26 protein-coding genes and 2 tRNA genes are annotated in these 26,712 nt (G+C 72.8%); 15 read left to right on the top strand and 13 right to left on the bottom strand.

Features of this window, described 5'->3' with window-relative positions; translation table 11 throughout:
• Positions 1 to 170: 170 nt before the first annotated feature.
• Both RM844_RS11000 and RM844_RS10995 read right to left on the bottom strand, forming a co-directional pair.
• Positions 171 to 244: transfer RNA gene (locus tag RM844_RS11000), tRNA-Ile, on the bottom strand.
• Between the two features lie 188 nt (positions 245 to 432).
• Positions 433 to 505: transfer RNA gene (locus RM844_RS10995), tRNA-Asn, on the bottom strand.
• A gap of 168 nt (positions 506 to 673) precedes the next feature.
• Here RM844_RS10995 and RM844_RS10990 point away from each other — a divergent pair.
• From RM844_RS10990 to RM844_RS10950, 9 genes are all read left to right on the top strand, one after another.
• Entirely contained in the window at positions 674 to 979 is a 306-nt protein-coding gene (locus tag RM844_RS10990; protein ID WP_311666858.1) for a YtxH domain-containing protein, read from the top strand.
• 183 nt (positions 980 to 1,162) lie between these two features.
• Positions 1,163 to 1,933, top strand: coding sequence for an IclR family transcriptional regulator (locus RM844_RS10985; RefSeq protein ID WP_311666857.1), 771 nt, complete (start codon positions 1,163 to 1,165; stop codon positions 1,931 to 1,933).
• An 85-nt stretch (positions 1,934 to 2,018) separates the two neighbouring features.
• Positions 2,019 to 2,879 carry an SMP-30/gluconolactonase/LRE family protein gene (locus tag RM844_RS10980; protein ID WP_311666856.1) on the top strand — a complete coding sequence of 287 codons (861 nt, stop codon included), beginning with the start codon at positions 2,019 to 2,021 and terminating at the stop codon, positions 2,877 to 2,879.
• 250 nt (positions 2,880 to 3,129) lie between these two features.
• Positions 3,130 to 4,149, top strand: coding sequence for an NADP-dependent oxidoreductase (locus RM844_RS10975; protein ID WP_311666855.1), 1,020 nt, complete (start codon positions 3,130 to 3,132; stop codon positions 4,147 to 4,149).
• Between the two features lie 207 nt (positions 4,150 to 4,356).
• Complete coding sequence (locus RM844_RS10970) at positions 4,357 to 5,694, top strand: extracellular solute-binding protein (RefSeq protein ID WP_311666854.1); 1,338 nt, start codon at positions 4,357 to 4,359, stop codon at positions 5,692 to 5,694.
• Positions 5,691 to 6,611, top strand: coding sequence for a carbohydrate ABC transporter permease (locus RM844_RS10965; protein ID WP_311666853.1), 921 nt, complete (start codon positions 5,691 to 5,693; stop codon positions 6,609 to 6,611). Before RM844_RS10970 ends, RM844_RS10965 begins: the two co-directional genes overlap by 4 nt.
• Complete coding sequence (locus tag RM844_RS10960; protein ID WP_311666852.1) at positions 6,608 to 7,528, top strand: carbohydrate ABC transporter permease; 921 nt, start codon at positions 6,608 to 6,610, stop codon at positions 7,526 to 7,528. Before RM844_RS10965 ends, RM844_RS10960 begins: the two co-directional genes overlap by 4 nt.
• Before the next feature lie 174 nt (positions 7,529 to 7,702).
• The gene (gene arfA / locus RM844_RS10955) at positions 7,703 to 9,226 is read left to right on the top strand and encodes an arabinosylfuranosidase ArfA (protein ID WP_311666851.1); all 1,524 of its coding nucleotides are present in this window, start codon (positions 7,703 to 7,705) and stop codon (positions 9,224 to 9,226) included.
• A gap of 193 nt (positions 9,227 to 9,419) precedes the next feature.
• Complete coding sequence (locus RM844_RS10950; RefSeq protein WP_311666850.1) at positions 9,420 to 11,150, top strand: PHP domain-containing protein; 1,731 nt, start codon at positions 9,420 to 9,422, stop codon at positions 11,148 to 11,150.
• 198 nt (positions 11,151 to 11,348) lie between these two features.
• On the opposite strand, the gene RM844_RS10945 is transcribed toward RM844_RS10950, so the two are convergent.
• Positions 11,349 to 11,846, bottom strand: a complete 498-nt coding sequence (locus RM844_RS10945; protein WP_311666849.1) for a hypothetical protein — start codon at positions 11,844 to 11,846, stop codon at positions 11,349 to 11,351.
• A 235-nt stretch (positions 11,847 to 12,081) separates the two neighbouring features.
• Here RM844_RS10945 and RM844_RS10940 point away from each other — a divergent pair, with 235 nt between their 5' ends.
• Complete coding sequence (locus tag RM844_RS10940; RefSeq protein ID WP_311666848.1) at positions 12,082 to 12,684, top strand: hypothetical protein; 603 nt, start codon at positions 12,082 to 12,084, stop codon at positions 12,682 to 12,684.
• A gap of 34 nt (positions 12,685 to 12,718) precedes the next feature.
• Here the strand turns inward: RM844_RS10940 and RM844_RS10935 are convergent, their stop codons facing one another.
• Positions 12,719 to 13,015, bottom strand: coding sequence for a hypothetical protein (locus tag RM844_RS10935; RefSeq protein WP_311666847.1), 297 nt, complete (start codon positions 13,013 to 13,015; stop codon positions 12,719 to 12,721).
• A 125-nt stretch (positions 13,016 to 13,140) separates the two neighbouring features.
• Between RM844_RS10935 and RM844_RS10930 the strand changes: the two genes are divergently transcribed.
• Both RM844_RS10930 and RM844_RS10925 read left to right on the top strand, forming a co-directional pair.
• Positions 13,141 to 13,404, top strand: coding sequence for a hypothetical protein (locus RM844_RS10930; protein ID WP_311666846.1), 264 nt, complete (start codon positions 13,141 to 13,143; stop codon positions 13,402 to 13,404).
• Positions 13,401 to 13,826: a PIN domain-containing protein gene (locus tag RM844_RS10925; RefSeq protein WP_311666845.1), complete on the top strand. Its 426-nt coding sequence runs from the start codon at positions 13,401 to 13,403 to the stop codon at positions 13,824 to 13,826. Before RM844_RS10930 ends, RM844_RS10925 begins: the two co-directional genes overlap by 4 nt.
• A 29-nt stretch (positions 13,827 to 13,855) precedes the next feature.
• Here the strand turns inward: RM844_RS10925 and RM844_RS10920 are convergent, their stop codons facing one another.
• Entirely contained in the window at positions 13,856 to 14,287 is a 432-nt protein-coding gene (locus tag RM844_RS10920; protein ID WP_311666844.1) for a hypothetical protein, read from the bottom strand.
• Between the two features lie 139 nt (positions 14,288 to 14,426).
• On the opposite strand from RM844_RS10920, the gene RM844_RS33535 reads away from it, so the two are divergent.
• Positions 14,427 to 14,558 (top strand): DUF3008 family protein, encoded by a 132-nt coding sequence (locus tag RM844_RS33535; protein ID WP_394814485.1) that lies wholly within the window; start codon positions 14,427 to 14,429, stop codon positions 14,556 to 14,558.
• 122 nt (positions 14,559 to 14,680) lie between these two features.
• Positions 14,681 to 16,087: a condensation domain-containing protein gene (locus RM844_RS10915; protein ID WP_311666843.1), complete on the top strand. Its 1,407-nt coding sequence runs from the start codon at positions 14,681 to 14,683 to the stop codon at positions 16,085 to 16,087.
• 166 nt (positions 16,088 to 16,253) lie between these two features.
• Here RM844_RS10915 and RM844_RS10910 read toward each other — a convergent pair whose 3' ends face one another.
• From RM844_RS10910 to RM844_RS10875, 8 genes are all read right to left on the bottom strand, one after another.
• Complete coding sequence (locus RM844_RS10910; RefSeq protein WP_311666842.1) at positions 16,254 to 17,396, bottom strand: aldose epimerase family protein; 1,143 nt, start codon at positions 17,394 to 17,396, stop codon at positions 16,254 to 16,256.
• Positions 17,397 to 17,473: 77 nt separating this feature from the next.
• Complete coding sequence (gene mmsB / locus RM844_RS10905) at positions 17,474 to 18,721, bottom strand: multiple monosaccharide ABC transporter permease (protein ID WP_311666841.1); 1,248 nt, start codon at positions 18,719 to 18,721, stop codon at positions 17,474 to 17,476.
• A gap of 1 nt (position 18,722) precedes the next feature.
• Positions 18,723 to 20,309, bottom strand: coding sequence for an ATP-binding cassette domain-containing protein (locus RM844_RS10900; protein WP_311666840.1), 1,587 nt, complete (start codon positions 20,307 to 20,309; stop codon positions 18,723 to 18,725).
• Positions 20,310 to 20,341: 32 nt separating this feature from the next.
• The gene (gene chvE / locus RM844_RS10895) at positions 20,342 to 21,448 is read right to left on the bottom strand and encodes a multiple monosaccharide ABC transporter substrate-binding protein (RefSeq protein ID WP_311666839.1); all 1,107 of its coding nucleotides are present in this window, start codon (positions 21,446 to 21,448) and stop codon (positions 20,342 to 20,344) included.
• A gap of 197 nt (positions 21,449 to 21,645) precedes the next feature.
• Positions 21,646 to 22,614, bottom strand: a complete 969-nt coding sequence (locus RM844_RS10890; RefSeq protein WP_311666838.1) for a hypothetical protein — start codon at positions 22,612 to 22,614, stop codon at positions 21,646 to 21,648.
• Positions 22,615 to 22,695: 81 nt separating this feature from the next.
• On the bottom strand, positions 22,696 to 23,715 hold the full coding sequence (locus tag RM844_RS10885; RefSeq protein WP_311666837.1) for a zinc-dependent alcohol dehydrogenase: 1,020 nt from the start codon (positions 23,713 to 23,715) through the stop codon (positions 22,696 to 22,698).
• Positions 23,712 to 24,884, bottom strand: coding sequence for a mandelate racemase/muconate lactonizing enzyme family protein (locus RM844_RS10880; protein ID WP_311666836.1), 1,173 nt, complete (start codon positions 24,882 to 24,884; stop codon positions 23,712 to 23,714). Before RM844_RS10880 ends, RM844_RS10885 begins: the two co-directional genes overlap by 4 nt.
• Positions 24,885 to 25,008: 124 nt before the next feature.
• Complete coding sequence (locus RM844_RS10875) at positions 25,009 to 25,923, bottom strand: SGNH/GDSL hydrolase family protein (RefSeq protein WP_311666835.1); 915 nt, start codon at positions 25,921 to 25,923, stop codon at positions 25,009 to 25,011.
• A 277-nt stretch (positions 25,924 to 26,200) separates the two neighbouring features.
• On the opposite strand from RM844_RS10875, the gene RM844_RS10870 reads away from it, so the two are divergent.
• The gene (locus RM844_RS10870; protein WP_311666834.1) at positions 26,201 to 26,695 is read left to right on the top strand and encodes a DUF3145 domain-containing protein; all 495 of its coding nucleotides are present in this window, start codon (positions 26,201 to 26,203) and stop codon (positions 26,693 to 26,695) included.
• The last annotated feature ends 17 nt before the right edge of the window (positions 26,696 to 26,712 follow it).

Genomic DNA, 26,712 nt, shown 5'->3' with positions numbered 1-26,712 from the left:
GACGCCCGTCGGGGAAGTGCTCGGCGCACGCGTCTCTCGTGCGCCCCGGGCCAGCAGCGGGCCGGCAGGGGAGTCGGCAGGTGGTCCCACTCGCTCCCCGGACCGCTTGCGGAGCCGGCCGCTTCGGGAAAGGCCCAGGTCGCGGTGGACTCCCGGGGCGGGCGAGAAGGTGGGGCAGGTGGGACTCGAACCCACGGCCGACGGATTATGAGTCCGTTGCTCTAACCGGCTGAGCTACTGCCCCTTCTCGGCGTGCCGCGCACATCTGTGCGCGCCGTCTGCCGCAGCATAGCTGCTCATACGATCTGCCGCCCGGGGCGGGCGGTGATCCACAAGCGGGGACACCGGACATGGGGTGATCGGTTCCCAACGGGCCGGGAAGAGATGCCGGGGAACGCGAAGAGGGCCCCGAACGGGGCCCTCTGGGCGATGCTCCCCCGACTGGACTCGAACCAGTAACCTGCCGGTTAACAGCCGGCTGCTCTGCCAATTGAGCTACAGGGGACTGCTCCGCTCGGAGTCGGCTCCCACCGGAGTGGAAGCGACACCGCGCTGCGGGCCATACATTAGCGCATGTGACGGGGTGCTTCGAAATCCGTATCCGGGTCACCCGGTTATGGGAGGTCGGGCGGCTCAGGAGAAGATCAACCCGAAGCGAGAAGAGGAGCGTCCCATGCGCAAGCTGGTGTTCGTCGCGGGCCTGGCGGTCGGCTACGTCCTGGGGGCCAAGGCCGGGCGGGAGCGGTACGAGCAGCTGCGGGCCTCGGCCGAGCGCGTCAGGTCCAACCCGGCGGTCAGGAACGGCGTGGACTCCGCCGCGCTCGCCGGCCGGCAGGCGGCCGCCCGGGCCGCCGGGGCGGTCGTCGACCGGGCCGGGGACCGGCTGCCGGAGGGCGTCGCCGGCAAGCTGCGCGCGGTGGGCGGCCGGGAGTCCGCCTCGGACGAGACGTTCGCAGACGACTGGGGCACCACCCGCTGACGTCGGCTGGTCCGGCTGACCCGGTGGCGCCGCCCGGCTCCGGCGGGTCCGGGCCGGGCGGCGGGCATTGCTCGAAGTCCCGCCGATGGCTAGCGTGGTGTTCGGCATGTCGTCGCACGATCGGGATGCCGAACATTTTTCCCGCGGTGGCGCGGGCGGAGCGGGGCCGGGGAGGCATCGGGCATGGGGCGACGGGTACCGGCGGTCAGTCGAGCGCTGGACATATTGGAACTCTTCCTCGAAGGCGACGGGACCCTGTCCGCGCCCGAGATCACCCGCCGGCTCCAGCTGCCGCGCACCACGGTGCACGAGCTGGTCACCACGCTGGCGGCGCGTTCCTACCTGGTGCCGGTGGCCGAGCAGCCCGGCCGGTACCGGCTCGGGGTGCGCACCTACCAGCTGGGCAGCCGCTACGCGGAGCAGCTCGACCTGGCCGCCGAGGGCCAGCAGGTCGCCCGGCTGGTGGCCGAGAGCTGCGGCGAGACGGTGCACGTCGCGGTGCTGGAGGGCACCGACGTGATCTACATCGCCAAGGTGGACAGCACGCACGCGGTCCGGATGGTCTCGGCCGCCGGCCGCCGGCTGCCCGCGCACTGCACCGCGGTCGGCAAGATGCTGCTCGCCTCCCTGACCGCCGAGGAGCTGGACGCCCGGCTGCCGGCCGGCGAGCTGCCCGCGATGACCGCCAACTCGCTGACCGACGTGGTCGAGCTGCGCCGGGTGCTGGCCGAGACCGCCGAGCGCGGCTTCGCCGTCGAGCGGCAGGAGTCCAACGCCGACGTGAGCTGTGTGGCGGCGCCCGTGCGGGACCGGGCGGGCCGGGTGGTCGCGGCGCTGAGCGTCTCGGTGCCGATGATCCGCTGGAGTGAGCGGCGGCAGGGGGAGCTGGCCGAGCTGGCCCGGCACGGTGCCCGGCAGCTCTCCGAGCGCCTGGGCCACAGCCAGCCCGGCTGACGGTCGGGCGCGGGGGAGCGCGGCCCGGGCGGGCGGAGAGCGGGGGAAGTCGGGGAAGTGGGGGAAGGGGAACGAGAGAGGGGACATGGTGGGACACGGCTGGGAGATCGCGGTACGGGCCCGCGCCGAGCTGGGTGAGGGGCCGACCTGGGACCCGGTGGCCGAGCGGCTGCTCTGGGTGGACATCCTGGGCGCCCGGGTGCACAGCTTCGACCCGGCCAGCGGCCGGCGGGTGGTGCTGCCGACCGAGCAGCACGTGGGCGCGGTCAAGCCGACCGCGGACGGCGGCCTGGTGGTCAACCTGCGGGACGGGATCGGCCGGTACGGCCCGGACGGCGGGTTCCGCTGGCTGCACCGCGAGGTGGTGCCGGGGCGGCGCGGCAACGACGCGGCGGTGGCGCCGGACGGCGCGCTGTGGGCCGGCAGCATGCGCTACGACGAGCGGGCCGGCGGCGGGAACCTGGTCCGGCTGACGCCGGCGGGCGAGGTCGAGGTGGTGCTGCCCGAGGCGACCGTCAGCAACGGCCTGGGCTGGAGCCCGGACGGCGGCACGCTCTACTACGTCGACACCCCGACCCGGCGGGTGGACGCCTTCCGGGTGACCGAGGACGGCGGGGTCGCCGACCGGCGGACGCTGGTGGACACCGGCGGGCTGGCCGGCTTCCCGGACGGGATGACGGTGGACGCGGACGGCTGCCTGTGGGTGGCGTTCTGGGACGGGGGCGCGGTGCGCCGGTTCACGCCCGACGGGGTGCTGGACCGGACCGTGGAGCTGCCGGCGAGTCGGACCACCGCGTGCGCCTTCGGCGGGCCGGGGCTGACCGACCTGTATGTGAGCACGGCCCGGGTCGGGACCGACCCGGGGGCCGAGCCGCTGGCCGGGTCGCTGCTGGTGCTGCCGGGGCTGGGGCGCGGGGTGGCGCAGCCGCCGTTCGCCGGCCGGTAGGAGCGGCCGGCAGGAGCCCGGGCCGGTCCTGTCGCGGCCGGTCCCGCCCGTGCCCCGCGGATGCCGCCCCAGGCGCGGAACATCCGGCGGGGCGGGCGTCCGGTTCCCCCAACTGGCCCTGCTCCCCGTGGCGTTGGGGCCCCGGTCGCGGGGTGGGTGGAATGGTGTGGGGGCGCTTCGTGTTGCCCGGGGGATGGCCCGCTCACGGGTGTGCGAGCGTGCCGACCCCGAGTCTCCAGGAGGCGAACCCATGACCCTGCCCACCACCAGCCGCGAGTGGCACCTGGTCGCCCGGCCGTCCGGCTGGCCGGCGGTGGCCGACTTCGCGCTGCGCGCCGTGCCGGTCAGGGAGCCGGCCGAGGGCGAGATCCTGGTGCGCAACCGCTACCTCTCCGTGGACCCGTACATGCGGGGGCGGATGAACGACACCAAGTCGTACGTGCCGCCGTTCGGCCTGGACGAGCCGATGACCGGGGACGCGCTGGGCGAGGTGCTGGCCTCCCGGGCGCCCGGGTTCGCCGTGGGCGATGTGGTGACCCACCGGCTGGGGTGGCGGGAGTTCGCCGTGCTGCGCGCCGATGACGCGGTCGCGGTGCCCGCCGGAGGGGAGGTGCCGGTGAGCGCCTACCTCGGGGTGCTGGGGATGACGGGGCTGACCGCCTACGCCGGGTTGAAGGCGGTCGCCCGGGTGCGCGAGGGCGACGTGGTCTTCGTGTCGGGCGCGGCCGGCGCGGTGGGCGGCCCGGCCGGGCAGCTGGCGCGGCTGCTGGGCGCCAGCCGGGTGATCGGCAGCGCGGGTGGGCCGGAGAAGGCCAGGACGCTCACCGAGGTGTACGGCTTCGACGTCGGCCTGGACTACAAGGCGGCGCCCATCGGCGAGCAGCTGGCGCAGGCCGCGCCGGACGGGATCGACGTCTACTTCGACAACGTCGGCGGCGACCACCTGGAGGCCGCGTTGGACGTGTTGAACACCCACGGCCGGGTGGCGGTCTGCGGCATGATCTCCGCCTACAACGCGACCGAGCCGCCCGCGGCGCCGCGCAACCTGGGCGTGGTGATCGGCAAGCGGCTGCGCATCGAGGGCTTCCTGGTGGGGGACCACTGGGGGCTGCGCCCGGAGTTCCTGCGGGAGGCGGCCGGCTGGCTGCGGGACGGGCGGCTGGTGAGCCGGGAGACCGTGGTGGACGGGATCGACCACGCGGTGGACGCGTTCCTGGACCTGATGCGGGGCGGCAACATCGGCAAGATGCTGGTGCGGTTGGACGGTTGAGCCGGGGCCGGCCGGGCGCCGGTCGGGCACGCGTGGACCTCGGGCCGAACCGGTCGATTCCCTTCGGGATCGGCCGGTTCGGCCGTTTTTCGCGGGCGAGCGAATCCGCCCGGTTCTGTCAGAACTGTTGACCGAGTGCTGCCCGCCCTCCTACCTTCGCGTTCGAATTATCGATCTCCATTCGGTATGTCGAACGAGAGGTGTGGAATGGCCCCTGACTCCTCGACGCCCGTCCGGCCGAGCAGACGTCAACTGCTGCGTGGCGCCGCCGGTTTCGGGGCACTGGCGGCGCTCGGGCCGCTGGCCGCGTGCGGGTCGCCGGCGGCGCTGGCCGGCGGCGACCACCGGATCCGGTTCTGGAACCTCTTCAGCGGCGGCGACGGCGCCAACATGCGGGGCATGCTGGACGACTTCCGCGCCGCCCACCCGGGCATCGAGGTCGAGGACACCACCCTGGCGTGGGGCGACCGCTACTACACCAAGCTCGCCATGGCCGGCGCCGGCGGCCGGGCGCCGGAGGTCGGCGTGCTGCACCTCGGCCGGCTCGGCGGCTTCGCGCCCGGCCGGCTGCTCGACGCGTTCGACACCGACCTGCTGGCCGCCCACGGGGTGCGCCGGGAGGACTTCAACACCCGGCTGTGGGACCGGGCCACCGTCGACGGCCGGCTCTACGGGCTGCCGCTCGACATCCACCCCTCGCTCTGTTACTACAACCGGCCGGCCTGCGAGAGCGCCGGACTCCTCGACGAGCGGGGCCGGTTGGTCGAACTGGCCGGCGTGGACGCCTTCCTGGCCGCGCTGGACGAGGTGCGCGGGGTGATCGGCCAGTCGCCGCTGGGCTGGAACGCGCTGATGGCCGGCGAGTGCTGGTGGACCTTCCTCGGCCTGTACACCCAGACCGGCGGCGAGATCCTGTCCGCCGACGGCACCGAGATCGCGCTGGACGACGACCGGGCCGAGGAGGTGCTGGCGCTGATGGCCCGGCTGGTCGCCGAGGAGTACGCGATCCCCGGCCAGGACCTCGTCGGGTACTTCGTCAACGGCGGCGGCTTCGTGCTCTTCGGCAACTGGCTGACCGTGGACTTCCAGCACGCCGGGCTGGACTTCGGCGCGATGCCCTACCCCAACCTGTTCGGCGTCCCGGCCACCCAGGCGGAGGCGCACTGCCTGGTGCTGCCGCACCAGCGCGGCCGGGGCGGCGGTGCCAACGAGGTCGCGCACCAGCTGGTCGCCTGGCTCTCCCGGCACAGCCTGGACTGGGCCCGGGCCAGCCATGTGCCGGCCTACCTCCCGGTGCTGGCGGACCCGGCCTACCTGGAGATGGAGCCGCAGGCCGAGTACCGCACGGCCATGGAGATGGCCGCCTTCGACCCGCCGGCGTGGTTCTTCGGCACCTCGTCGCGCGGCCAGAACGAGGTGGGCCACCACCTGTCGGCCGCCGCCATGGGCACGGTCAGCCCGGCGGAGGGGGTGGCCGGCATCCGGTCGGCGCTGCGGCGGCTGCTCGACACCCGCAACCCCTTCGGCGAGGAGAGTGCCGCGTGACCACAGTCGACGAGGTGAGGGGAGCGGCCCCCGAGGACCGGGGGCCGCGGGCCAGGCTGGGCCGGGCACTCCAGCACGGCGGCTGGTTCGTGGCGCCGTTCCTGGTGGTCTACGCGCTGTTCCTGGTCTGGCCGCTGGTCTCCGGGCTCTGGTACAGCCTGAACGAGACCAACCTGGCCGGCATCAACACCGAGTTCATCGGCCTGGACAACTACCGCGAGGCGCTGGACGACGGCGAGATGTGGGACGCGCTGGGCAACACCCTGCGGTTCACCGCCATGATCACCCCGCTGATCGTGCTCTTCGCGTTCGGACTGGCGTTGCTGGCGCACAACATCCGGCACGGCAAGTGGTTCTGGCGGCTGGCGTTCTTCGCGCCGTTCCTGCTGCCGTCCGCGGTGCTGGCCGAGCTGTGGCGCTGGCTGTACGAGCCGGACTTCGGGCTGCTCAACCACACCATCAACCACCGGGTGCCGTGGCTGCTCGACGGCGACTGGGCGATGTTCTCCATGGTGCTCGCCACCCTGTGGTGGACGGTCGGGTTCAGCTTCCTGCTCTACCTCGCCGCGCTCCAGTCCATCCCCGGCCACCTCTACGAGGCCGCCGCCCTGGACGGCGCCGGGCCGCTCCAGCGGATGTGGCACATCACGGTGCCGATGGTGCGTCAGATCACCGGCCTGATCGTGGTGTTGCAGATCCTCGCCTCGCTCCAGGTCTTCGACCAGATCTTCCTGATCAACGAGGGCGGGCCGAACAACGAGACCCGGCCGGTGGTGCAGTACATCATCCAGCAGGGCTTCACCGGCTACCGGATCGGCTACGCCTCGGCCATCTCCTACCTCGTCTTCCTGCTGGTCGTCGTGGTGACCCTGGCGCGGCTCTGGCTGGTCAGAAACCGTGAGGAGAACGTCCGATGAGTGCGCAGAGCCTGTCGTCCCCGCCGCCCTCCCCGCCGGCCGGTCGTCCCGGTCGTCCCGCCCGGCCCGGCCGCCGCCCGTTCGGCGTGTGGCTGCGGCGCAACGCCGGGCAGCTCACGCTGACCTCGATCGGCGCGCTGCTGGCCGGGCTGTGGCTGGTGCCGTTCGGCTGGGCGTTGGCCACCTCGCTCAAGCCCGAGGGGGACACCCAGAAGCTGCCGCTGCGCTGGCTCCAGTCCAACATGAACCTGGACGCCTACCGGAGCGTGCTGGGCGAGGGCAACATCCCCAAGTGGCTGGTCAACTCGGTGATCGTGTCCAGCGGGGTGACCGTGTTGACGCTGACCGTCTCGGCGTTGGCCGCCTACGGCTTCGCCCGTACCGAGTTCCGCTGCCGGCGGCTGCTGTTCGGGCTGACCATGGCCGGGATCATGGTGCCCGGCACGGTGATCACGGCGCCGCTCTTCGCCAACGTGCGGACCATGGGCCTGGTGGACACCTACTGGGGGGTGATCCTGCCGCAGGTCTCGGCGCCGGCGATGGTCTTCATCCTCTACAAGTTCTTCCAGGGCGTGCCCCGGGAGTTGGAGGAGGCGGCCCGGATCGACGGCGCCGGGCGGTGGCGGATCTTCGGCCAGATCGTGCTGCCGCTCTCCCGGCCGGTGCTCGCCGCGGTGGCGATCTTCACCTTCATCAGCTCGTGGAACAACTTCATGTGGCCCTACCTGGTGACCACCGACCCGGACCTGGCCACGCTGCCGGTGGGGTTGGCCACCGTGCAGTCCTCGTTCGGCGTCCGCTGGGCGCAGTTGATGGCCGGCGCGCTGCTGGCGGCGCTGCCGCTGCTGATCGTGTTCGTCTTCTTCCAGCGGCAGATCGTGCGCGGCGTGGCGCACACCGGCATCGCCGGCCAGTGACCGGCCGCGGCCGTCGCGAACGGCCCCGAACGGTCGGAACGATCCCCTGCACCCCGTTGACGGGGGATCGTTCCGACCATAGATTTTGTTCGAAGTTGCGATCGCAGTACGAAATACCGAACGGCTGCGGTTGGACCCCGTGACCCGTGACCCCGTGAGCAAGCAGGGACCCGCATGAGTGCTGAGCACACCGCCCGCTTCACCCTCGACCCCGCCTTCGCCGTCTCCCCGGTGGACGGGCGGATCTTCGGTTCTTTCGTCGAACACCTGGGCCGCTGCGTCTACCAGGGCATCTACGAGCCGGGCCACGCGAGCGCGGACGAGGCCGGGCTGCGCACCGACGTCCTGGACCTGGTCCGGGAGTTGGGGGTCACCGCCATCCGCTACCCGGGCGGCAACTTCGTCTCCGGCTACAAGTGGGAGGACTCGGTCGGTCCCAGGGAGGACCGGCCGCGCCGCCTCGACCTGGCCTGGAAGTCCACCGAGAGCAACCAGTTCGGGCTCAGCGAGTTCATCGACTTCGTCCGCAAGGTGGGCGGCACCCCGATGATGGCGGTCAACCTCGGCACCCGCGGCGTCGCCGAGGCCATCGAGCTCCAGGAGTACGCCAACCACCCGGGCGGCACCGCCCTCTCCGACCTGCGCGCCGAGCACGGGGACGCCGCCCCGTTCGACATCCGGCTGTGGTGCCTGGGCAACGAGATGGACGGCCCCTGGCAGACCGGCCACAAGACGGCCGAGGAGTACGGCCGGCTGGCCGCCGAGACCGCCCGCGCCATGCGGCAGATCGACCCCGACGTCGAACTGGTCGCCTGCGGCAGCTCCAGCCAGGGCATGGCGACCTTCGCCGCCTGGGAGTCGACCGTCCTGGAACACTCCTACGACCTGGTCGACCACATCTCGCTGCACGCCTACTACTACCCGACCGACGGGGACCGCGACTCCTTCCTGGCCTCCGCCGTCGACACCGAGTCGTTCATCGAGAACGTCGTCGCCACCTGCGACCACGTGGGCGCCCGGCTGAAGTCCAAGAAGCGGATCAACCTCTCCTTCGACGAGTGGAACGTCTGGTACCAGGACGGCAGCGGTCCCACCCTCAGCGACGAGGGCCGCGGCGCGGACTGGGCCGAGGCGCCCCGCCTGCTGGAGGACAACTACTCGGTGACCGACGCCGTGGTGGTCGGCTCGCTGCTGATCGCGCTGCTCCGGCACGCCGACCGGGTCAAGGTCGCCTGCCAGGCCCAGCTGGTCAACGTCATCGCCCCGATCGCCACCGTGCCCGACGGCCCGGCCTGGCGGCAGACCATCTTCTACCCCTTCGCCCAGGCCTCGAAGTACGGCCGGGGCACGGTCCTCGACGTCCGCCCGCAGAGCCCGACCCACGAGACCAAGCGGTTCGGCACGGTCGACCTGCTGCACGCCACCGCGGTGCGCGACGAGGAGACCGGCGCGGTCAGCGTCTTCGCCGTCAACCGCAGCCAGGACCAGGCGCTGCCCCTGGAGGTCGCGCTGGCCGGCCTCGACCTCACCGAGGTGGTGGAGCACTCGGTGCTGGCCGACGCCGACCCCGACGCCCGCAACACCGCGGACCAGCCGGACCGGGTCACCCCGCACGCCGGCGCGGGCACCACGCTGGTCGACGGCACCCTCAGGGCCACCCTGGAGCCGCTCTCCTGGAACCTGATCCGGCTCGGCTGACCGGGCCCGGCCGCCCCGCCGCCGCCCGGCGACCAACCGGTCCGGGCGGCGGCGGGGCGTCCCGCTGTTCGCTCACCTGTCCGAAAGTCGCCCATCGGACGGTGTGTCGCTGACGGTTTCCGCTCATCCGTCGTTCATGCGGCGGTTCGAGAGTGCCGACGTTGAGCACCGAACGAACCGCCGGGAGCAGAACATGGGCCACGGGCACCATCACGGGCACCACCACCACGGACACGACCACGACCACCAGCACGGCGCCACGGAGCAGGGCGCGCTGCCCGAGGCCCTCGACCTGAACGTGCCGGACGAGGAACTCAGCCCGAGCCAGCTCTCCCGGCGCGGGATGCTCCGCTCCGCCGGCCTGCTCGGTGCCGGCATCGCCGGAGCCGGCCTGGTCACCGGCGCCACCGGCACCCCGGCCGCCGCCAGCCAGGTCGGCCGCGGCGGCGGCAACAACGGCAACAACGGCTCGCGCCGGCTGCGTTGGCTCGCCGGCGACCACCACATCCACACCCAGTTCAGCCCCGACGGCATGTACCGGGTCGACGACCAGGTCCGCAACGGCTCCCGGTTCGGCCTGGACTGGATGGTCATCACCGACCACGGCAACGAGAACCACAGCCGGATCGGCGTCGAGAAGGTCAACCCCGAGATCCGCGCCGCCCGCGAGACCTACGAGAACGCCCTCGTCTTCCAGGGCCTGGAGTGGAACATCCCGGCCGCCGAGCACGGCACCGTCTTCGTCCACCCGGGACGGGACGAGGTCAGCGTGCTCAAGCAGTTCGAGCGGGACTACGACGGCGGCGTCAACAACGCCACCGGCAACACCCCGACCAACGAGGCGCTCGCCATCTCGGGCCTGGACTTCCTCGCCGAGCAGGTCCGCCGCCGCAAGGTGCGGGACGCGCTGATGCTGGCCAACCACCCGTCCCGGAAGGGCGTCGACTCCCCGCACGAGATCCGCGCCTGGCGGGACGCCCAGCCCCGGATCGCCGTCGGCTTCGAGGGCGCCCCCGGCCACCAGGCCGCCGGCATCCCCAGCCCGCACGGCTCCGGTGACGCGCGCGGCTACTACGGCGGCAGCCCGGGCGCCGACTCCTTCCCCGGCTACCCGGCGGAGAGCTACCGCACCTGGGGCGGCTTCGACTGGATGACCGCCACCGTGGGCGGCCTGTGGGACAGCCTGCTCGCCGAGGGCAAGCCCTGGTGGATCACCGCCAACTCCGACTCACACGTCAACTACGCCGACACCTCCCGGCGCCCCGACGGCTCCGACTTCAACGGCAACGGCTTCCACGGCGACCCGGTCTACGCCGGCGCCGGCCTCAACCTGGGCGCCGGGGACTTCTGGCCCGGCCAGTACAGCCGCACCCACGTCGGGGCGCAGGGCTTCTCCTACGCCGCGGTGATGGACGGCATCCGGGCCGGCCGGATCTGGGTGGATCACGGTGGGCTGATCGCCGGCCTCGACGTCCAACTGCGCGGCGGCAACCGCTCGGTCACCCTCGGCGACACGCTGACCGTGCGGCGCGGCACCAAGGTCGAGCTGAGGATCGAGATCGCCCTGGCCGCCCTCCCGAACTGGGCCAACTTCGTGCCCCGGCTGGCCCGGGTCGACGTGATCCGCGGCGCGGTCACCGGCGAGGTCACCGACCGGGACGCCTTCCAGACCCCCGACGCCCGGGTGGTCAGGTCCTGGGAGGTGAACGAGACCAGCGGCACCGTCTCCTTCACCTACGACCTGGGCCGGGTCTCCGAGCCCGGCTACGTCCGGCTCCGCGGCACCGACGGCAAGCGGGTGCAGACCGGCCTCAACGGCGCCCAGGTCGACCCGGCGGGCCCGGCCCTGGACGTGGTCGGCGACGCCGACCCGTGGGAGGACCTGTGGTTCTACGCCAACCCCATCTGGGTCATCCCGACCTGAGCCGGCCCGCACGGGGGGCTGATCTGACCAGACCCGGCCTGGCCTGACTCCGTTCTGAACCCGGCCGGGTCCGAGTTGTGTGGTATGGGCTGGAGCGGTCCGGGTTGGAGCGGTCCGGTTGGAGTGGTCCGGGTTGGGGCGGCCGGACGGCCCCGGGGTGTGCCGCGTGCCGGCGCCCCCGGGGCCGCTCGGCCGGCCTCAGTCGAACGGGGTCTCGGCGAACGAGACGCCGCCGCGCTCGACGGGCGTGAGGGTCGAGCGGCGGGCGAGGACCGGGGCGCGCCGGACGTACTGGCGGAAGCCCGCGGCGTGGAAGGTCAGTTCGAAGTCGTGGCCGACCAGGCACCACTCGGGGTCGCGGTCCTCGCTCTCCGGCGGCTCGCGCGTCAGCCCGGAGAGCTCCAGGCGGGGGAGCGTGCCCCGGAAGTCCAGGTCGCCCACCAGGCTGTGGCAGTCCTCGAAGACCAGCGTGGCGGGGGCGATCCAGAAGCTGAAGTTGCGCTCCGGCGGCACCGGACGCACCCAGCGCAGCAGGTAGTCGAGGTCCAGCAGCAGCCGTGGCATGGGGTTCTCGTCGAGACCCGGCTGGAGGCAGAACGCGTGCACCGTGACGTCGTGCCAGCCCATCGTCGCGAAGTCGGCGTCGCTCCACACGCTTTCGGTCAGCCCGGAGTCCGGGTGCGCCTCGCTGCTCATGCGGGTATTCCACCCCGTGGCGGCGGCCCCCGTCGAGCCGTTTGGCGGCCGGTCGGCAGGCCGTGGCGCGGGGAGTTCAGCCGGGGGCCGGCCGCCCGTTCACCCCCGGTTCGCGCGGTGTCAGCCTCGCGCCGCCACGCTGGGGCCCGCTCGTTCCACCGACCGGGGCGCGGGGCGCCGCCGGTCGCCGCACCCCTGGACGGTTCCCGTGCCGCGCGTCTCCTCCGCAACCACCTTGTCCACCGCCGCGTCCTCGTCCGCCGGGGCGGCGCGCCCCACGCACTGGCTGGGCCTGGCCGCCGGGCACACCAGCAACGCGGCGGCCGACCGGCTGCTGCACCGGCTGGCAACCGAACTGCCGCTGCCGGCCGAGGCGCTGGGGCAGAGCCACCGGGTGGGCGACGGCCGGCTCGGGCTCAGCCTCGGGCTGCCGGACGCCGACACCGCCGGGGCGGTGGCCCGCCGGCTGGCCAAGGCGGCGCCCGAGGCGGCGCTGGCCGCGCCGGGCGCGGCGCCGCGCGGGCCGGCCGCGTGGGCGGCGGACGCGGCCACCGCGCTGGCCGCGGCGCCGGACGGCGGGCGGGTCGTCCTCTTCCCCGGCCAGGCCGACCTGCCCGCCCTGCTCACCGTGGCCGAACTGCTCTCCCGCACGGCGATCGAGGCGGTGCGGGTGCTCGGCGGCGCCACCGCCGCGCCGGACGCGCTGGTCGAGACCCACGACCACCTGCGCCCCGAACGTCGGGACGACACCCTGCTGCTGCGCCTCACCCCGGCCCGCACCGGCTTCATCCCCTTCGAGATCCCCGACCCGCACCCCTGCTGCGGCGGCGAGCACTGACCGCCCGGCCCGGGGGGCCGCCCGGGCCGGGCGGTCAGCCGGGCGGCGGCATGCCCTCCGCCTCGGCGGCGGCCTCGGCCGAGGCGTCCGCCTCCCGGCGGAGCCGGCAGTCGAGGCGGCCGTCCCTGGTGTCGACCAGCACCGTGTCGCCCGGGCGCGGATCGTGCCCGGCGAGCAGCTCGTCGATCTCGGCGGTCAGCTCCCGGCGGCGGCCCGGGTCCTCGGTCAGCCGCTCGACGGCGGCCTCGGTGGCCGCCAGCCGCAGGTCGCGGCGGCGCAGCCGCTCGGTCTCGGTGGCCAACGCGGCGTCCGCTGCGGTCCGCTGTGTCATCCCTCGCTCCCTGGCCCGACAGCCTCCCCGCCCTTCCACTAGACCGGCTCCCGGCCGGGCCCGCAATCCGGTCCCGGCCGGCGCTGGCCTCGCCCGGCCCCGCGTGGTACTACTAAGGTATGACCATGCGGAAGACGGCGATCTCGCTGCCCGAGGACCAGCTGATGCGGCTCAAGGCCGCCGAGGCGGCCGGCCGAATCCCCAGCGTCTCCGGCCATATCCAGGAGCTGCTGCGCCGCGAGGAGGCCACCGCCGAGGTGGACGAGACGCTGCGGCGGCTCTTCGGCGACCAGCCGCTCGACGCGGAGCACCACGCCTGGGCGGACCGGGTCCTCGGTCTGGACGCCGCCGAGGAGCGGACCACGGGCGTGGAACGCGGCGCCGCGTGACGGACCCCGAGGCGCCCGCCGGCGCCGCCCCCGCGATAGGCGGCCGGATCCTGGACACCACGGCGCTGCTCGCCGCCGCCCGGGGCGCCCCGCACATGCGGGCGCTGCTGAGCACCGCGCACCGGCATGTCATCCCGCTGCTGGCGCCCGCCAGCTGCGTCGCGGACGCCGCCGCCGACCTGCACCCGCACGGCCGGGACGCGCTGACCGCGATCCTGCGGTTCCCGCTGGTGGCCTTCGCCCCGCTGGACGAGGCGCACGCCGTCGGCTCCGGCATCCTGCGCTCCGCGCACCGGCCGTCGGCCACCACGCCGGGGCATGTGGCCTATCTGGCCGCGGCCCGCCGGTGGCCGGTGATCACCGCGACCCCGGAGCCGCTGCGCGCGCTCTATCCGTCGATCGGCCTCGAACTGCTGCCCTGAGGCCGCCGGCCGCCGGGCGGCGCCGGCGCTCACCGGTCGGGCTCCGGGAACGGCTCGTGGTGCCAGCGCCAGCCGGCCGTGCCGTCGCCGTGCAGATGCAGCAGGAACTCGGGGACCGGCCGCCCGTCCGGGAAGGTCAGGGTGAGCGCGGCGCGGATCCGCTGGTAACAGGCGTCGTCCGCCTCCCAGTCCTCCGCCTCGAGGGCCCGCTCCTGCTCGGCGAAGAGCGGCTCGAACTCCGCCAGGCCGGGCAGCGCCTCGACCCGGGCGTGCAGCCAGGGCATGTCCCCGCCCGTCACCACCAGCCGGGCCAACTCCTCGCCGTCGTCCCGGCGGCGCAGCCGCCAGACGCGGTCGTCGACCGGCCCTGACGACGGCTCGGTCGGCCGGGGTGGTGCGGCCGCTTCTCGCGACCGCGGCGGGGTGGACGGCTCGGGTGGACCGACGGGTGCGTTGCTCATGAGCCCATGATGGCGGCCACCACTGACAGTGAGGGGGCGTCCCGGGCGGCAGCCCGCCCGGGACGCGGGAACCGGTCCCGAAATGAGCAAAAAACGTCAGCGTCTCGGCCAAAAAGCATCCGGATAGGCCGGAAGAGGACTGAACAGGGCCGAACAGGGCGCAGCCGGCGCCGCGTTGGCCGCGAAGCGTGACCGGGCGCCGCCCGGCGCGTTGGTCCTGGTGTGCCACCGGTCCATGCCCCACGTGTCCGGCCCGGTGGCGGCCCGGTGACGGCGGCCGCCCGGGACGCGGTTGGCCCCCCTCGCGCCGCGTCCCGACCATCCGCCCCCGTCCGCCCCCCACCCGCGCCATCCGTTGTCCCCGTGGCGTGTGATCGGAGAACCCCCGTGCGAATGACCGACATCCAGCGTTGCGAGCTGCGCCCCGGGCACCTCGTGGAGTGGTCGCTGCCCGCGCCGGCCGTCGCGGCCGCGAGCACCGCGCCGGAGGACTCCCGACCACCGGCCTACGTGCAGGAGTTCCACCTCAGGACGGCCCGTACGATCCGGGCCACCGGCCTGTGCGCGCCCAACTGGCTGGGCACCGCCTTCGACCTGCCCGGGCGGATCGACCTGGACGCCCTGGGCCGGGCGCTGCACGCCTGGACCCTGCGGCACGAGACGCTGCGCAGCGGCTTCCGTTGGGTCGGCGACGAGGTGCGGCGGTTCACGCTGCCCGCCGAGTCCGTGTCGCTGAGCCGGACCGAGGTGGGGCACTTCGCCGAGCCGGCGACGCTGGTCCGCTACCTCCAGGACCGCTTCGACGCCGCGGCTGACGCGCTGAGCTGGCCCAACTTCCTCTACACCGCGGTGCTGCGGCCGGACGGCGCCAGCCTCTACCTGGCGTTCGACCACAGCAACGTGGACGCGCACTCGATCCACCGCATCCCCGCCGAGATCCACGAGCTGTACGCGGCCGAACTGCGCGGTGAGGTCCCCGCGATGCCGTTGGTGGGCAGCTACATCGACTTCTGCGCCAGCGAGCGGGGCGCGGCCGACGCGATGGACGACGGCCACGCGATCGTGGCCCGCTGGCGGGAGTTCATCGCCCGCTGCGGCGGGGTGCTGCCCCCGTTCCCCGTGGAGCTGGGCGTCGATCCCGAAGGGCCGCTGCCGGTCCAGCGGTTCGAGCGGGAGATGCTGGTGGACGACCCGGCGGCGGCCGCCTTCGAGGCGCACTGCCGGCCGTACGGCGGCACCCTGGTCGGGGTGTTGGCGGCGACGGCGCTGATCGTCCGGGAGCTGGGTGGGCACGAGGTCTACCGCACGGTGGTGCCGTTCCACACCCGGGTGAAGTCCCGCTGGTCCGACTCGGTCGGCTGGTACGTGGGCGGCGCGCCGATCGAGGTCCCGGTGGGCCGGGCCGCCGGGTTCGACGAGGCGTTGGAGATGGTGCGGTCCGCGCTGCGGGCGAACCGGCCGCTGGCCGGGATGCCGATCGCCCGCGCGCTCGGGCTGCTGGGCGAGGAGTTCACGGCGCCCTCGCCCGACCCGTGCTCCTTCGTCTCCTACGTGGACGGGCGGGCGGTGCCGCTCGCCGAGCACTGGGCGGAGCTGCGGGCCTACGGGCTGGTCCGGGTCTCCTATGGCGACCAGGTCTGCGTCTGGCTGAACAGGGTGCACGAGGGGCTCCAGTTCGCCACCCGGTTCCCGGACACCGAGGCGGCCGGGGCGAGCATGCGGCGCTACACCGAGCGGCTGCGGGAGATGGTGCTCTCGGTGGCCCAGCCGGCGCTGGCGACCGGCGCCCCGGCCAGCTGAGCCCGCGGCCCGCCTCCGTTCCGCCTGCTGACCGGTGCCCCGAACGCGCGGTGCCCCGAACGCGCCCCGCCCCGAACGCGCGGGCCCCGAACGCGCGGGCCCCGGACGTGCCTCGGCCCGTGACCGGCGGGGTCACGGGCCCAGGCACGTCCGGAGCGGGCGCCGCTCAGCGGGTGCCGAAGGCGTAGACCGTGGTGGAGCGGTAGGTCTCGCCCGGGCGGAGCACGGTGGACGGGAAGTCCGGCTGGTTGGGCGAGTCCGGGAAGTGCTGGGTCTCCAGGCACAGCCCGTCGCCCTGCCGGTAGGCGCGCCCGGAGGTGCCGACCAGCGAGCCGTCCAGGAAGTTCCCGCTGTAGAACTGCACGCCCGGCTCGGTCGTGGACACCGTCATCAGCCGGCCCGAGCCCCGCTCGTACACCGTCGCGAACCGCTCGGGCCGGCGGGTGCTGCCCTTGTCCAGCACGTAGTTGTGGTCGAAGCCCTGGCCGTAGCGGATCTGCTGGTGGCTCTCCCTGATGTCCTCGCCGACGGTCTTGCCGCGCCGGAAGTCGAACGGGGTGCCGCCGACCTCGGCCAGCTCGCCGGTGGGGATCAGGGTCTCGTCGACCGGCGTGTAGCGGCCGGCGGCCAGGCTCAGCTTGTGGTCGTAGACGCCGCCGTTGCCCTCGCCCGCCAGGTTGAAGTAGGTGTGGTTGGTCAGGTTGACCACGGTGGGCGCGTCCGTGGTCGCCGTGTAGTCGATGCGGAACTCCGCCTCGTCGGTGAGCGTGTAGTCGACCCGCACGGTCAGCGCGCCTGGGTAGCCCATCTCGCCGTCGGCGCTGGTGTAGGTGAGGGTCAGCCCCGACCTGCCGTGGGGGGTGACGTCCCAGACCCGCTTGTCGAAGCCCTCGGTGCCGCCGTGCAGGCTGTTGGGGCCGTCGTTCACCGGCACCTGGTACTCGGTGCCGTCGAGGGTGAACCGGCCCCCGGCTATCCGGTTGCCGAACCGGCCGATCAGCGCGCCCAGGTAGGGGGAGTCGTTCAGGTAGGGGTCGAGCTCGCCGAAGCCGAGCGAGACGTTGAGCGGCTCACCGTCCCGGTCCGGCACCTCAAGGGTCTGTACGACCCCGCCGAGGCTCAGCACGCCGAGTCGGAGGCCGCCGGCGGCCAGGGTCCACCGCTGGATCTCGGTGCCGTCCGGCAGCTGCCCGAAGGGTTCGGGCCGGGGCGCCGCCCCGTCCCGGCCGCCGGCCGCCGCCGAACCGACGCCGGCGACGGTCAGTCCGGCCGCCGCCGAGGCGATCACGGCTCGTCTTGAGGTGGTCATCGGGGATTGGCTCCTTCTGAAAGATCAAGTGTGCTCATAGCATCATGTATCGGGGTTCGGGATGGTCGTGGGCCGCCCTAGGAGCGCGCCCGGCGCTTGTTCCACACGTCGAAGCCGACGGCGGCCAGCAGCACCAGGCCCTTGATCACCTGTTGCCAGTCCTGACTGATGCCGACCAGCGACATCCCGTTGTTGAGCACGCCGAGCACCAGGCCGCCGATCACCGCGCCCAGCACGGTGCCGACCCCGCCGCTCATCGAGGCGCCGCCGATGAACGCGGCCGCGATCGCCTCCAGTTCGAAGAGGTTGCCGGCGCCCGGGGTGCCGGCGTTCAGCCGGGAGGCGTAGACACAGCCGGCCAGTGCGGCCAGCACGCCCATGTTGACGAAGACCAGCATCGTGATCCGCTGGTCCTTGACGCCGGAGAGCCGGGCCGCCGCGCGGTTGCCTCCCAGCGCGTAGATGTGCCGGCCGACCACCGCGTTCCGCATCACGAAGCCCAGTGCCACCAGCAGGCCACCCAGGATCAGCAGCACCACCGGCACGCCCCGGTAGCTGGCCAGGGTCAGGGTGAACGCCAGCACCGCGGCGACGATGGCGGCGCACTTGAGCAGGAACATCCGGTACGGCAGCACCTGCAACTCGAACGCGCTGGCCTGCTGCCGCGCCCGCCACTCCTGGAAGAGCGCGACCGCGCACACTGCGACGCCCAACAGCAGCGTCAGGTTGTGGTAGTTGGTGTCCGGGCCGACCTCGGGCAGGAAGCCCTGGCTGAGTTCCTGGAAGCCCTCGGGGAACGGCGCCACCGACTGCCCGTCCAGCAGGATCTGGGTCGCGCCCCGGAACAGCAGCATCCCGGCCAGGGTCACGATGAAGGACGGGATGCCGACATAGGCGATCCAGAACCCCTGCCAGGCGCCGACCGCGGCGCCGATCAGCAGCGACACCAGGAGCGCCAGCTGCCAGGGCACGTCGTGGTCGACCATCATCACGGCCGCCGCGGCCCCGGTGAAGGCGGCCAACGAGCCCACGGACAGGTCGATATGGCCGTTGATGATCACGATCATCATGCCGATGGCCAGGATCAGGATGTAACTGTTCTGAAGAAGGATATTGGTGACATTGCGGGGCAACAGCATGTCGCCCTCGCTCCAGACCTGGAACAGCCCCAGCAGCAGCACCAGGGCGATCACCATGCCGTACTGCCGCATGTTGTTGCGCAGCGCGGTCAACGCCTGCGCCGCCAGCGACCGCACCGTGCCCGGTCCCGAGCCCTCCGGGTCGCGCCGGTCGCCGGCGCCCTTGTCGAGAGTGGCCTGGCTCATCTCATCCCTCTCCCGTCTCGGTCCGGTCCCCGGGGACCTCGGTCCTGGTCATCAGCCGCATCAGGGCCTCCTGGGTGGCCTCGGTCCGGTCCAGCACCCCGGTCAGCCGGCCGAAGGCCATGGCTGCGATCCGGTCGCAGAGCCCGAGCAGCTCGGACAGTTCGGAGGAGATCACCACCACCGCCTTGCCCCGCGCCGCGAGCTGGTCGATCACGGCGTAGATCTCCGCCTTGGCGCCCACGTCGATGCCCCGGGTCGGCTCGTCCAGGATCAGCACCTGGGGCTCGGCGTTGATCCACTGGCTGAGCACCACCTTCTGCTGGTTGCCGCCGCTGAGCCGGCCGACCGGTTCGAAGACGGTGGGTGCCTTGATGTTCATCGAGGTGCGGAACCGCTCGGCGACCCGCCGTTCGCCGTGCCCGTCCACCAGGCCACGGCTGGCCATCCGGGGCAGCGCGGCCAGCGAGATGTTGCGGCTGATGTCGTCGATCAGGTTCAGGCCGTAGGTCTTGCGGTCCTCGGTGACGTAGGCCAGGCCGTGGGCCATCGCCTCGGGCACCGTCCGGGTCGGGACCGGCCGGCCGTGCAGCTCCACCGTGCCCCGCTCGTACCGGCCCCAGGAACGGCCGAAGACGCTCATCGCCAACTCGGTGCGACCGGCGCCCATCAGCCCCGCGATGCCCAGGATCTCGCCGTGCCGCACCTCGAAGGAGACCGCGTCGACCACCACCCGGGTGGTGTCCACCGGGTGCCGCACCGTCCAGTCCCGCACGGTCAGCGCCACCTGGCCGGCCCGCTCCCCGGTGTACGGGGTGCGCTCCGGGAAGTACTGGTCCAGCTCCCGGCCGACCATCCGCTCGATCAGCTGGTCCTCGGAGACCCGGGGCGGCTCGCCGGGCCGCTCCCGGACGGTCAGCGTCTCGATGGACCGGCCGTCCCTGATCACCGTGACCGTGTCGGCGACCTGCCGGATCTCGTTGAGCTTGTGCGAGATCAGGATGCAGGAGACGCCCTGCTCCCGGAGTTCGCCGATCAGCTCCAGCAGCTTGCGGCTGTCCTCGTCGTTCAGCGCGGCCGTCGGCTCGTCCAGGATCAGCAGCTTGACCCGCTTCGCCAACGCCTTGGCGATCTCCACCAACTGCTGCTTCCCGACGCCCAGTTCGGAGATCCGGGTGCCGGGCCGCTCGGAGAGGCCGACCCGCCGCAGCAGCTGTTCGGTGGCCACCAGGGTGGACGACCAGCTGATCACCCCGCGGCTGGCCCGCTCGTTGCCCAGGAAGATGTTCTCCGCGATGGACAGCTGCGGGATGAGCGCCAGTTCCTGGTGGATGATCACGATGCCGCGCCGTTCGCTGGCCCGGATGTCCCGGAAGGCGCACGGCTCGCCCTCGAAGCGGATCTCGCCGCCGTACGAGCCGTGTGGATGGACCCCGCTGAGCACCTTCATCAGGGTGGACTTGCCGGCGCCGTTCTCGCCGCAGACGGCGTGCACCTCACCGGCGCGTACCGAGATGTCCACCCCGTCCAGGGCCCGGACGCCGGGGAAGAGTTTGGTGATGCCACGCATCTCCAGCACGTGCTGTGCCATGGAGTTCTCCCTCGTTCCCACCTCCCCGTGGGTCAGCCGGTGATGTCGGCCTCGGTGTAGTAGCCCTCGTCGATCATGATCTGGTAGTTGTCGGCGTCCACGCTGACCGGCTCCAGCAGGAAGGCCGGGACGACCTTGACCCCGTTGTCGTAGCTCTCGGTGTCGTTGGTCTCGGGCTCCTCGCCGGCCAGCAGCGCCTCGCCCATCGCCACCGCCAGCCGGGCCAGTTCCCTGGTGTCCTTGTACACGGTCTGGGTCTGCTCGCCCGCGATGATCGACTTCACCGAGGCCAACTCGGCGTCCTGCCCGGTGACCACCGGAAACGGGGTGTCCCCCGAGCCGTAGCCCACGCTGCGCAGCGCGGAGAGCACGCCGATGGAGATCCCGTCGTAGGGGGAGAGCACGGCGTCCAGCGGCTCGCCCCGGTAGTGCGCGGTCAGCAGGTCGTCCATCCGGTTCTGCGCGGTGCCGCCGTCCCAGCGCTCGGTGGTGACCGCGTTCAGCTCGGTCTGGCCGCTGCGCACGACGAGCTGGCCGCTCTCCAGGTAGGGGTCCAGGACGCCGAGCGCGCCCTCGAAGAAGTAGCGGGTGTTGTTGTCGTCGGGGGAGCCGGCGAACAGCTCGATGTTGAAGCTCTCGTCGGGCCGGCCCTCCAGGTCGAGCGCGTCCACGATGTACTGGCCCTGGAGCTGGCCGACCTGGTGGTTGTCGAACGTCGCGTAGCTGTCGACGTGTTCGGAGTTGAGCAGCAGCCGGTCGTAGGAGACCACCGGGATGTCGGCGTCGGCGGCCTGCTGGAGGACGTTGCTCATCGAGGTGCCGTCGATGGCGGCGATCACCAGCAGGTCGTGGCCTCTGGCGATCATGTTCTCGATCTGGGCGATCTGGTTCTCCACCCGGTTCTCGCCGTACTGGAGGTCGGTTTCGTAGCCGGCCTCCTCGAACAGCGCGACCATGTTGTCGCCGTCGGCTATCCACCGCTCGGACGACCTGGTGGGCATCGCGATGCCGACGGTGCCGCCTTCGGCATCGGCATCACGACCACCGCCCCCGCCCGAGTCCTGACCACAGGCGGTCAGGGACAGGGCGAGGGCGGCGGCGACGGCGAGGGTGCGGGTCGCGGCGTGGGCACGAGACATGGACGATCAGTTCCTTTCGACGGTGTGACGCCTACTCAGTTGTGCTGTCGTTGCGCTTGTGCTGTTGGTGCCGTGGTGCGGTTGTTGCCGTACGAGAATGCTGGATGAACTGTTCTGTTGGAAGTGCCGGGACCGGGCCCACCGGAACGCTCAACCGCCCCTGTTCTGAAGGCAGTTGGCCGGTGACCCACGGCCTGTTACCGCGTCGCCTCGCCGGGGAAGCGACGCAGCTGGCCCGGCAGTCGGGAGCCGAGCGGCGACATGCCCTCGGCGGCCCCGAGCCGGTCCAGCAGATCGAGGGCCAGCCGCCCGCGGCGGACCCGCTCGCGGGCCGAGGCCAGGGTGACGTCGCGCAGGTGCGCGCCGTACGGGTAGATCGCGGGGGCCTTGCTGAGGCCGAACTTGAGGTAGATCGGCGCGCCGCGCCGGACCAGCTCGGCTATCTCGTGCATCCGGACGTAGCCGCCCAGGTCGTCCGGGGCCTCCAGGTAGAAGTCCAGCGGCACCCGGGTCTCCCGGCGGATCTCGCTGAGGTGCTCCAGGGTCAGGTCGGACGGGATGTTCACCGAGTCGGCGCCCAGCCGCTCGTGCACCCCGATCGAGACCGGGTTGACCGGGCCGATCAGCGCCGACACCTTGAGCGTGGTGTCGGCCGGCAACGTGCCCCGCTCGCGCAGCTGGTGCAGCAGCCACAGCACGCCCTCGTCGGCCACCAGCAGGCAGCGGACGCCCAACTCGGTGGCCCGGATGGCGTCCTCGACGCAGCCGGCGACCGCGCGCTGGCCGCGGGCGCGCAACCCGGCGCCGCCGGACGGGGTGCGGGTGGCGGCGCCGATGTCCCAGGTGCCGCGGGGGCCGGTGAACAGGCACAGCTCGGTGCCGGCGGCGGCGCAGGCGTCCACCATCTCGGATATCTCGGCGTCGGTCAGCATCCACACGCCGCTGCCCTGGCTGATCCGGTGGATCGGCACCTCCAGCCGGGCCGCCTCGCCGAGCACCGTGGCCAGGGCCTCGGGACCCTCGACCGAGGGGATCTCGGTGCGCCAGGTGCCGCCGTCGGGGAAGGTGTGCGGGGAGGAGTCGGCGGGTGGGGAGGCGGGCGGGGTGAGGCCGAGCGAGGCCAGCGCGGCGTCGCCGGGGCGGGAGGATGCGGCGGGGTCAGACACGATGCTCCAGACGTGCGGTCGTTCGGTATGTCGATCAGGGTTCGGACGATGGGCGGGGCGCCGGCCCCGCCGGGCCCCGGGTCAGGGCCGCAACAGCACCTTCCCCACCCCCGGGTCGCCGCTCCCGACCAGTCTCATCGCTTCCCCGAACGACTCCAGGGGAAGCTGGTGCGAGATCAGTTTCTCGGGGCGGAGCAGGCCGTGGTTGAAGGCGTGCACGGCGTAGGACCAGGCGGCCGGCGGCGCGCCGAAGACGTTGGCCACCGTCAGCTGGTTGACCACCAGCAGCACCGGGTCCAGGCCCCGCGCGCCCGGCTCCGGCACCCCGGTCAGCACCACCCGACCGCCCCGGCGGGCCAGCCGGCAGGCGTCGGCCGCCGTGCCCGGCGCCCCGGCGGTCTCCACGACCAGGTCGAACCCGGCCGCTTCGTAGTCGAGTTGCCCGGGTGTCACGGCCGCGGTCGCGCCCATCCCGGCCGCCAACGTCAGCGGCCTGGACCGGGGATCGACGGCCAGCAGCTCCACCGGGCTGAAGGCGGACAGCAGTTGCACCGCCAGCAGACCCAACGTGCCGCAGCCCAGCACCGCGATCCGCTCGGCCGCGCGGGGGGCGCCGCGCAGCACGGCGGCGGCCACCACGGCGGCCGGCTCCAACAACGCCGCCGAGGTCAGGTCCACCTCGGGCGCCAACGGGTGCAACAGCCGCGCCGGCACCACCAGATGGTCCGCGAAGGCGCCCGGCTCGGTGAAGCCGGTCTCCGCGTAGCCGGCGGTGCACAACGTCTGCTCCCCGGCGCGGCAGCGGTCACAGCGCTGGCAGGCGCGGAAGCCCTCCGCCACCGTGCCCCGGCCGAGCAGCGCCGGGTCCACGCCGGCGCCGACCGCCTCGACGGTGCCGGACCACTCGTGGCCCGGCACCACCGGATAGCGGACGTAGTCGGCCGGCCGGGTGCCGTCGAACAGCTCCCGGTCGCTGGCGCAGATCCCGGCCGCGTGCACCGCGACCCGCGCCTCGCCCGGCCCCGGCTCCGGCCGCTCGCCGGTGACCAGCCGGAACTCCCCGGGACGCTCGACGACCAGCCGCCGCGCCGGTCGGCTCATCGAGTCCGCTCCTTGCTGCCCTCGCGCTTCTCCCAGCCCTCGGCCCAGAGGTCGAACCTGGCCTGCTGCTGCGGGAACTCGGCCGCCGCCTCGGTGTCCAGCGAGACGCCGAGGCCGGGCTCCTCGGAGAGGGTGAAGTACCCGTCCACCACCTCGGGCGCGCCCTTGACGACCTTCTTGATCTCCGCGTCGGCGAAGTCGTTGAAGTGCTCCAGGATCTTGAAGTTCGGCGTGCAGCCGGCCAGTTGCAGGCTGGCCGCGGTCAGCACCGAGCCGCCCACGTTGTGCGGCGCGACCAGCACGTAGTGGGTCTCCGCGGTGGCGGCCAGCTTGCGCATCTCGCTGATGCCACCCAGGTGGCCCAGGTCCGGCTGGATGATGTCGGCGGCCTGCGACTCGAACAGCTCGCGGAACTCGATCCGGTCGTGGACGCGCTCCCCGGTGGCGATCGGCAGCGTGGTCTTCTCGGCGACCTTCTTCAGCGCCTTGAGGTTCTCCGGCGGCACCGGCTCCTCCAGCCAGGACGGCTGGAACGGCTCCAGCTCCCTGGCCAGCCGGATCGCCGTCGCCGGGCTGAACCGGCCGTGCATCTCCAGCAGCAGCTCCCGCTCCGGCCCGATGGCGTCCCGCACCGCCTCGACCAGGGAGAGCGAACGCAGCGTCTCGGCGTGGTCCAGCTCGAAGCTGCCGGTGCCGAACGGGTCCAGCTTGAGCGCCAGGTACCCGCGGTCCACCACGGCCCTGGCCGCCGCGTGGAACGCCTCCGGAGTGCGCTCCACGGTGTACCAGCCGTTGGCGTACGCCTTGATCCGGTTGTCCGAGGCGTTGGCCCGGCCCCCCAGCAGCTGCCAGACCGGCACCCCGAGCGCCTGCCCCTTGATGTCCCAACAGGCCATCTCCACACAGGCGATGCCGGACATCACGATCTCCCCGGCGCGCCCGTAGTCACCGGTCTTCATCCGGCGGACCAGGTCCTCGACGGCGAACGGGTCGGAGCCGGCGATGTGGTTGGCCTCGGCCTCCTTCAGGTAGCCGAGCAGCGCGTCGGTGTGCCCGAGCATCCGGGTCTCGCCGACGCCGGTCAGTCCCTCGTCGGTGTGCACCTGGACGTAGGTGAGATTGCGCCACGGGGTGCCCACGACATGCGTGCTGATTCCGGTGATGCGCACGGGCTGAGACCTCCACCTGTTCGGTATATCGTCATACGTTCGAAATGCTGACCAGAACGTATTCACCGAGGCGTTCCGCTGTCAATGGGCGGCGGGTACGGGAATCTTCGGGCGGGGCGGCGCTTCAGTCCACCGATACCCGGGTGACCTGCTCGTAGGCCAGGGCCGCGAGCGTCGACTGCCCCTCCCGGTTGGGATGGAACCAGTCCCAGTCGCTGAGATGCTCGGTGGTGAACGCGTAGCCGTGCACCGCGCCCTCGTCGTAGCGGCAGAGCGCGTCCGCCGCGCACACCTCGGCCAGCACCTCGTTGTAGGCCAGCACCCGCTCGCTGACCTCGGCCCGCCGCTCGGTCGCCGTGGCGCCCCGCTCGCCCGGGTCCGCCAGCATCGACGGGCAGACGCTGGCCAGCTGCCAGATCGCCCGGGCCAGCACCGAGCCCTGCCCCTGGGACCAGAGCCGCTCCAGGTCCGGCACGCTGGAGACGAAGACGCCGGTCTCCGGCAGCTCCGTCCGGATCAGCGCCAGCGCCTCGGCGAAGTCGGCCCGGAAGGCGTCCACCGAGGTCATCTCCGTGACGTCCCTGGCACACGCGTCGTTGGCGCCGATCAGCACCGTCACCAGCTCGGGCTCCAGCGCCACCGCCTCGGCCGCCTGGGCCGGCAGGTCCGCCATCACCGCGCCCGAGACCGCCACGTTCCAGGCCCGGTCGGCCAACTCGACCTCGTCGCCGAGCAGCTGGCGGGCCAGGCTGTCCACCTCCCGGTCGGTGCCGGTGGCCCAGGACGCCTCCGGGCAGTCGGACAGCAGGGCGCAGGCGTCAAACGCGCGGGTGATGGAGTCACCCATCGCCGCTATCGAAGCCGGCTCGGTGTTCCACACCGGCGCCGGCTCCTCGGTCGGCTCGTCGGCGGCCGCCGCGTCCCCGTCGGGCGCCCCGTCCGCGGCGCCCGCTCCGGGCTCCTGACCGGCCGATGTGCAGCCCAGCAGCAGCGCGGCCAGCGCGAGCGAGGCGAACGTGGTGCGCGGACGCACGGCCATGGGGAACTCCCTTGGTCTCCCGCTGTTCGGGCGTGCCCCCGGTGCCGGGACTCGCGTTGTCCTGGCGGGCACCCCGCGGAGCGGTAGCTTGGTTCTGGCAGGGGCGGGCAGCACGGCTGCGTTACCCCCTACCAAGACTAAGAGGTGACCGCACGTCACACGCTGTCCGCTTTGCCGAGAAAGAGCGGCAATGGTGTTTACTGTTCGTGCGCGGTCGGAGGCATGGTGGGGCGCCCGGAGGCGCGACGCGGGCGCAGGTTGGGAAGTGGAGGTCCCGATGACGACACGTGGTGTTCTGTATGTGCACTCCGCGCCCCGCGCGCTGTGTCCCCATATCGAGTGGGCCGCGGCCGCCGTGCTCAACTCCCGGGTCAGTCTGGACTGGACCCGGCAGCCCGCCTCTCCCGGCACCTGGCGCGCCGAGCTGTCCTGGCAGGGCGAGCCGGCCGCCGCCTCCCAACTCGCCTCCGCGCTCCGCGGCTGGCAGCTGCTGCGCTACGAGGTCACCGCCGACCCGGGCGCCGGCACCGAGGGCGAGCGCTACAGCTGCACCCCCGACCTCGGCCTCTACCACGCCGTCACCGGCCCACACGGCGACATCATGATCCCGGAGAACCGGCTGCGGGCCGCCGCCACCCGGGCCGCCGCCGGCGAGAGCGACCTCCAGGTCGAGATCGCCCGACTGCTCGGCAAGCCCTGGGACGACGAGCTGGAGCCGTTCCGGCACGCCGGCGAGGGCGCCCCGGTCCGCTGGCTGCACCAGGTCGTCTGACCGGCGACAACACCCGG

The sequence above is a fragment of the Streptomyces chisholmiae genome (assembly GCF_031845445.1).
GTDB lineage: Bacteria > Actinomycetota > Actinomycetes > Streptomycetales > Streptomycetaceae > Streptomyces > Streptomyces chisholmiae.
This window is presented reverse-complemented; position numbering and strand designations above follow the sequence as displayed.

Bases quoted from the DNA above. Each gene is read 5' to 3' on its own strand.
- RM844_RS10990 (WP_311666858.1), top strand. From the start codon at position 674: ATGCGCAAGCTGGTGTTCGTCGCGGGCCTGGCGGTCGGCTACGTCCTG.
- RM844_RS10985 (WP_311666857.1), top strand. From the start codon at position 1,163: ATGGGGCGACGGGTACCGGCGGTCAGTCGAGCGCTGGACATATTGGAA.
- RM844_RS10980 (WP_311666856.1), top strand. From the start codon at position 2,019: ATGGTGGGACACGGCTGGGAGATCGCGGTACGGGCCCGCGCCGAGCTG.
- RM844_RS10975 (WP_311666855.1), top strand. From the start codon at position 3,130: ATGACCCTGCCCACCACCAGCCGCGAGTGGCACCTGGTCGCCCGGCCG.
- RM844_RS10970 (WP_311666854.1), top strand. From the start codon at position 4,357: ATGGCCCCTGACTCCTCGACGCCCGTCCGGCCGAGCAGACGTCAACTG.
- RM844_RS10960 (WP_311666852.1), top strand. From the start codon at position 6,608: ATGAGTGCGCAGAGCCTGTCGTCCCCGCCGCCCTCCCCGCCGGCCGGT.
- arfA (WP_311666851.1), top strand. From the start codon at position 7,703: ATGAGTGCTGAGCACACCGCCCGCTTCACCCTCGACCCCGCCTTCGCC.
- RM844_RS10950 (WP_311666850.1), top strand. From the start codon at position 9,420: ATGGGCCACGGGCACCATCACGGGCACCACCACCACGGACACGACCAC.
- RM844_RS10945 (WP_311666849.1), bottom strand. From the start codon at position 11,846: ATGAGCAGCGAGGCGCACCCGGACTCCGGGCTGACCGAAAGCGTGTGG.
- RM844_RS10935 (WP_311666847.1), bottom strand. From the start codon at position 13,015: ATGACACAGCGGACCGCAGCGGACGCCGCGTTGGCCACCGAGACCGAG.
- RM844_RS10930 (WP_311666846.1), top strand. From the start codon at position 13,141: ATGCGGAAGACGGCGATCTCGCTGCCCGAGGACCAGCTGATGCGGCTC.
- RM844_RS10920 (WP_311666844.1), bottom strand. From the start codon at position 14,287: ATGAGCAACGCACCCGTCGGTCCACCCGAGCCGTCCACCCCGCCGCGG.
- RM844_RS10915 (WP_311666843.1), top strand. From the start codon at position 14,681: ATGACCGACATCCAGCGTTGCGAGCTGCGCCCCGGGCACCTCGTGGAG.
- RM844_RS10910 (WP_311666842.1), bottom strand. From the start codon at position 17,396: ATGACCACCTCAAGACGAGCCGTGATCGCCTCGGCGGCGGCCGGACTG.
- mmsB (WP_311666841.1), bottom strand. From the start codon at position 18,721: ATGAGCCAGGCCACTCTCGACAAGGGCGCCGGCGACCGGCGCGACCCG.
- RM844_RS10900 (WP_311666840.1), bottom strand. From the start codon at position 20,309: ATGGCACAGCACGTGCTGGAGATGCGTGGCATCACCAAACTCTTCCCC.
- chvE (WP_311666839.1), bottom strand. From the start codon at position 21,448: ATGTCTCGTGCCCACGCCGCGACCCGCACCCTCGCCGTCGCCGCCGCC.
- RM844_RS10885 (WP_311666837.1), bottom strand. From the start codon at position 23,715: ATGAGCCGACCGGCGCGGCGGCTGGTCGTCGAGCGTCCCGGGGAGTTC.
- RM844_RS10875 (WP_311666835.1), bottom strand. From the start codon at position 25,923: ATGGCCGTGCGTCCGCGCACCACGTTCGCCTCGCTCGCGCTGGCCGCG.
- RM844_RS10870 (WP_311666834.1), top strand. From the start codon at position 26,201: ATGACGACACGTGGTGTTCTGTATGTGCACTCCGCGCCCCGCGCGCTG.